The 5262-nt window shown below is 62.9% G+C and carries 3 protein-coding genes and 2 pseudogenes; 2 read left to right on the top strand and 3 right to left on the bottom strand.

From position 1 onward, the window contains the following. Positions 1 to 368 (top strand): annotated as a pseudogene (locus MJ956_RS10345) (GTPase HflX); the annotation flags it as partial. 560 nt (positions 369 to 928) lie between these two features. Here the strand turns inward: MJ956_RS10345 and MJ956_RS10340 are convergent. Next, a pseudogene (locus tag MJ956_RS10340) lies at positions 929 to 2068 on the bottom strand (DEAD/DEAH box helicase); the annotation flags it as partial. A gap of 143 nt (positions 2069 to 2211) precedes the next feature. On the opposite strand from MJ956_RS10340, the gene MJ956_RS10335 reads away from it, so the two are divergent. Continuing rightward, a complete protein-coding gene (locus MJ956_RS10335) occupies positions 2212 to 2952 on the top strand; it encodes an alpha/beta fold hydrolase (protein WP_253964388.1) in 741 nt (246 codons plus the stop codon). Here the strand turns inward: MJ956_RS10335 and MJ956_RS10330 are convergent. After that, positions 2925 to 3518 (bottom strand): hypothetical protein, encoded by a 594-nt coding sequence (locus MJ956_RS10330; RefSeq protein WP_253964387.1) that lies wholly within the window; start codon positions 3516 to 3518, stop codon positions 2925 to 2927. The two genes, MJ956_RS10335 and MJ956_RS10330, sit on opposite strands and share 28 nt — an antisense overlap. Positions 3519 to 3565: 47 nt before the next feature. Beyond that, a partial coding sequence (locus MJ956_RS10325) for a DNA gyrase/topoisomerase IV subunit B (RefSeq protein WP_253964386.1) occupies positions 3566 to 5262 on the bottom strand: 1697 nt, incomplete at its 5' end.

Genomic DNA, 5262 nt, shown 5'->3' with positions numbered 1-5262 from the left:
ATCATGTCGTCGAGGTCTGGAACAAGATCGATCTGCTGGAAGAGTCCGTCCGTCATCATTTGACGACAGTCCGCCAAGGACAGCAAGCGCCTCAGGCCGCCCATCTGGTATCCGCGATCACCGGCGAAGGCGTGCCCGAGCTTCTCGCGGACATCGAACAGCGCATCGCCGGCCGTCTCCGCGAAGTGAGAATCGAGATCGCACCGGACGGGATGGGTGTCCTGCCGTGGATCTACAAGAATTCATCGGTGATCGGCAGAGACGACAGGGATAACGGCTCAGTGGCGCTTAGCGTGGAGATCACCGTTCAGGCTCAGACGGAACTACGGCGGCTAAGCGAGCAGTTGTCCGGCATAGAATTAAAATAAGCGGGGTAATTAATCGTCGATGGAACGTTGATCGGTTATCCATCAGGTCGGCGGCCTGACCGGTCGAGCCGCTGTTGGGCGATGGCGCGGGACGTCTCTATCGAACGGGCGGGGTATCATCCCGGCCTTTCCGATGTCCGCACAGGAGTAGACGGCCCCGGGGCCGACCGGAGCGGTTGGTGTCAAGCGCCGGTGCCGATCAGCATGAAGGCGGGAATGTCGTCGCCAAAGCCGACTGGAGCGTTGCCGTCGTCGGTTCGCGTGCGACTGGCCGGCTGCGCCGACCGTGAGCGCGGAGCAGCCGGTCTGGCTCGCTCTCCGGTCGCACCGGACCGCTTGCGGCTTGTCCGGCTGCGTGCGGGTGCCTCGGATGCGGCGCTCTCCTGGGCGAGGGCATCCACCGGGACATCCAATTCTCCAGCTTCGGCACGTACGATCGCCGGTTCTTCGGCCGACTCGGTCTCAGGCGCGGAGGATAGCTTCTCGCTATTTCCGCGACGGCGCGTACCGGCCCCACGACGACCTGCGCGACGGTCCGGCTTTTCTTCCGCCGGGGCGTCGGCCAGCGTCGCAACCGTTTCGCCATGCCAGGCGATCTCGCCGCCGATCAGTTTTTCGATTGCGTCGAGATACTTCTTGTCGGACTTGGCAACGAGGGTGAAGGCCTTGCCGGACCTTCCGGCACGACCGGTCCGGCCGATGCGATGCACATAGTCTTCGGCGTGAATTGGAACGTCGAAGTTGAAAATATGGCTGACCGCCGGAATATCGAGACCGCGGGCCGCGACATCGGAGGCAACCAAGAGCTGAATCTGGTTGTCGCGGAAGCTCTGGAGCATCGCGGTTCGCGAGCGTTGGTCCATGTCGCCGTGCAACGCACCCGCCGAAAAACCATGCTTCTCGAGAGAGCGGAACAGCGTGGCAACGTCGCGCTTGCGGTTGCAGAAGATAATCGCGTTGGTCAGGTCGTCCTGCTCGCGAATGATCGTGCGCAACGTCTCTCGCTTCTCGAAGTCATCCTTCTTCGAAGCGATCAGCCTTTGGGTGACGGTAAGGGCGGCGGACGCCGGCTTCGCCACCTCGACGCGTACCGGGTTCTGCAAAAACTGCTCGGTAAGCCGGGTAATTTCAGGCGGCATCGTCGCCGAGAAGAACAGCGTCTGCCGCGTGATCGGCAAGAGCTTGCAGATCCGCTCGATGTCGGGAATGAAACCCATGTCGAGCATGCGATCCGCCTCGTCGATGACGAGGACTTCGACAGCGGTCATCAACAGCTTGCCGCGCTCGAAATGATCGAGCAGGCGACCCGGCGTCGCGATGAGAACGTCGACGCCCCGGTCGATCTTCTTGTTCTGATCGCCGAACGAGACACCGCCGATCAGCAAGGCGATATTGATCTTCTGGTCGAGGCCGTATTTGACGAAGGATTCCTCGACCTGCGCCGCGAGTTCGCGGGTCGGCTCGATGATCAGAGTGCGGGGCATCCGTGCCCGTGCGCGACCCTTTTCGAGCCGTGTCAACATCGGCAGCACGAAGGAAGCCGTCTTGCCAGTACCCGTCTGCGCGATGCCGAGCACATCCCGGCCTTCGATCGCGTGAGGGATGGCCTGTTCCTGGATCGGCGTCGGTTCACTGTATCCAGCTGCCTCGACGGCGGCCAGGACCTTGGCGCTCAGGCCGAGTTCGGAAAAGAGTTTCAAGCTAGCGGTTCTCTTGAATAGTTGAATTGGGGGGTCGATAGCGTTTGAAAGCCCAGTCGACAGGGCGATAGGGTGACGCTCGTCGCGAGTCAACCGCAGCGCCGCATATGGGGCGATTTCCGGCGATTTACAGGGTACAAAAGATGAATCTGACACAGATTGTGATGATTCCGGGTCTGTTATGTACCGACGATCTCTATCGGGACCAGATCGCGTCCATCCCATCGGACGGCGTCCTTGTTGCCGACACGACGTCCGATCCGACCATCACGGCGATGGCCGAGCGTCTGGTCGAAGTCGCGCCAGATCGGTTCTTCCTCTGCGGCTTGTCGATGGGCGGCTATGTGGCCCTTGAAGTCCTGCGGATCGCACCCGAGCGCGTCACCGCCCTCGTTCTGATGGCGACCAGCGCCAAGGCAGACACCGCGGAGCAGACGGCCATGCGCCGGCGCTTGGTCAAATTGGCTCACGAAAAGGGTATCGCGGCCGTCGCCGAAATCCTTTCCGACCAACTGCTCGGCCCCAGCGGCCGCACCGACCGGCGGCTTCGCCAGCGTATCGCCGCAATGGCCGAAGCGATCGGAGCCGACGTTTTCTGGCGTCAGCAGGAGGCCATCATCGGACGACGGGATCAGACCTCGCTAGTGCCGCATATCAGGGTCCCGACGACGCTTTTGGCCGGGACCGAAGATCAGATCATTTCGCCGGACCGATCTCGCGAAATGGCCGCCGTTATGCCGGCCGGCACGCTTGATCTCCTCGACGGCGTCGGTCACATGGTGACGATGGAAGCGCCCGACGCCGCGAGTGCGGTGATCCGGCGGCATCTTCAAAGGGATGCCTCGGTCGCGTCTGATCAGTTGGTCGCGGGACCGAAGCTGTAAGGTTCCCCCGGAAAGAAATGCAGCTCGTAGGTCTCGGCAATTTCCCCATCGGAGGGCAGGATGTCGAAGAACAGCGTCAGGCTGTTCGGCTGCTCTTCGCTCGGCTCGTCGGCGCGGTAGCCGACGACAGTGCCGTCGATCTGATTGATCTCCGCTACCTCCGTCGTCGCGCGCACACTCAGGTCGCTTCCCGCACCCTCGAGTTGCTGCACGAAGAAATGAAAGGCGGAGTCGTCTGTCTGCGACTGCACCATTACCGTCCGCCAGACGCCCTCAACCGTACCATCCGACCATGGTCCGACGATCTGCACGTCCTGAACCTGAGGCGACAGGCCTTCGGCGGCCGCCTTTGCCTTCGCGGCGAGCGCGGGGTCGGCGGGGGTCGTCCGCGCCGTCTGGGCCTCAGCGGGTTGCGCGGCGTCGGGTGTCGCAGGGGCTTCTGCCGGTTGCGCGGCGTCAGGAGTGGAAATAGGGCCTCCGGCGTCCGCCTGGGCAAGGGCGGCCGTATGGCTTAAGGCGATGACGACGAATGCGGTTCCGGCAAGCCAGTGCCTGAGATGGGGCATGGAAAATCCTCCGATTGGGCGATCGACGGCATTTCAACGCTATCGGATCAGATGTCCAGTTCTTCGACGAAGGCGGCGCGATCCTGAATGAAGCGGAAGCGGGCTTCCGGCTTGTTTCCCATCAGCGCGTCGACCGCGATCGACGTACCCGATTCGGGAGCTTCGTCCATAACGACCCTGAGCAAGGTGCGCTTTTTCGGGTCCATGGTCGTTTCCTTGAGCTGCGACGGCAGCATCTCACCAAGGCCCTTAAAGCGCGAGACCGCGACCTTGCCGCGGCCGTTGAACTCCTTCTCGATCAACCGCTCGCGATCCTGGTCGTCGCGAGCGTAGAAGGATTTCCCCCCTTGCGTCAGCTTGTAAAGCGGCGGCACCGCCAGAAACAGGTGACCTCCGCGAATGAGCTCCGGCATTTCCTGGTAGAAAAAGGTGATGAGCAGAGACGCGATATGGGCGCCGTCGACGTCGGCGTCGGTCATGATGATCACGCGTTCGTAGCGCAGATCCTCGTCACGGTATTTCGAACGGGTGCCGCAGCCCAAGGCCTGTATCAGATCGGCGAGCTGTTGATTGGCACCGAGCTTTTCGCGGCCGGCGCTCGCAACATTGAGAATCTTGCCGCGAAGCGGCAGGATCGCCTGCAGACGGCGATCGCGTGCCTGCTTGGCCGAACCGCCGGCTGAATCTCCCTCGACGATGAAAATCTCGGCCCCGGCAGCGCCGTTTTGCGAGCAGTCGGCGAGCTTGCCCGGCAGCCGCAGCTTGCGAGTCGCGCTCTTGCGGCTGACCTCCTTCTCCTGGCGGCGGCGTAGCCGCTCGTCGGCGCGCTCGACCACCCAGTCGATCAGCCGCGCCGCGTCCTGCGGCGAGGAGGCAAGCCAGATGTCGAAGGAATCGCGCATCGATTGTTCGACGATCCGCTGCGCCTCGGCGGTGGCCAGCCGGTCCTTGGTCTGGCCAACGAATTCCGGTTCCCGGATGAAGATCGACAGCATGGCCGAGGCCGTCAGCATCAGATCATCGCCGGTGATGATCGCAGCCCGCTTGTTGCCGGAAACCTCGGCAAAGGCCTTGAGGCCGCGCAGCAGCACCGAGCGCAGGCCCGCTTCGTGGGTGCCACCTTCGGGGGTTGGGATGGTGTTGCAATAGGAGCGGATGAAACCGTCTTCCGGCGTCCAGCTGACCGCCCATTCGACGGCCCCGTGGCCCGAGACTTTCTCGGTCCGGCCGGCGAAGATCTGGGCGGTGACGCGATGCTCCTTGCCGAGCGTGACGTCGAGATAATCCTTCAGCCCGCCGGGGAAGTGGAATGTCTCGCGGGCCGGGATGTCGCCGCCGGGCACCAGCAGGCTCTGATCGCAGGACCAGCGAATCTCGACGCCGCCGAAGAGGTAGGCTTTCGAGCGAGCCATGGCGAACAGCCGTTCGGGACGGAACCTGGCCCCGGCGCCGAAAATCTGCGGATCCGGCTTGAACCGAACCCGCGTGCCACGGCGATTGTGAACCTCGCCGACTTCTAGCGTCTCCGACAGGGCGTTGACGACGGACACGCCGACGCCGTGCAGGCCGCCGGAGGTCTCATAGACCTTCGAATCGAATTTTCCGCCGGCGTGCAGCGTCGTCATGATGACTTCGAGCGCCGACTTGCTCTTGTATTTGGGATGGGGGTCGACCGGAATTCCACGACCGTTGTCCGCAACGGACAAGGTGCCGTCAGCCTCAAGCGCGACCTCGATGAAATTGG

This window comes from Aurantimonas marianensis, assembly GCF_024195285.1.
Lineage (GTDB): Bacteria > Pseudomonadota > Alphaproteobacteria > Rhizobiales > Rhizobiaceae > Aurantimonas > Aurantimonas marianensis.
This window is presented reverse-complemented; position numbering and strand designations above follow the sequence as displayed.

Bases quoted from the DNA above. Each gene is read 5' to 3' on its own strand.
- MJ956_RS10330 (WP_253964387.1), bottom strand. From the start codon at position 3,518: ATGCCCCATCTCAGGCACTGGCTTGCCGGAACCGCATTCGTCGTCATC.
- MJ956_RS10335 (WP_253964388.1), top strand. From the start codon at position 2,212: ATGAATCTGACACAGATTGTGATGATTCCGGGTCTGTTATGTACCGAC.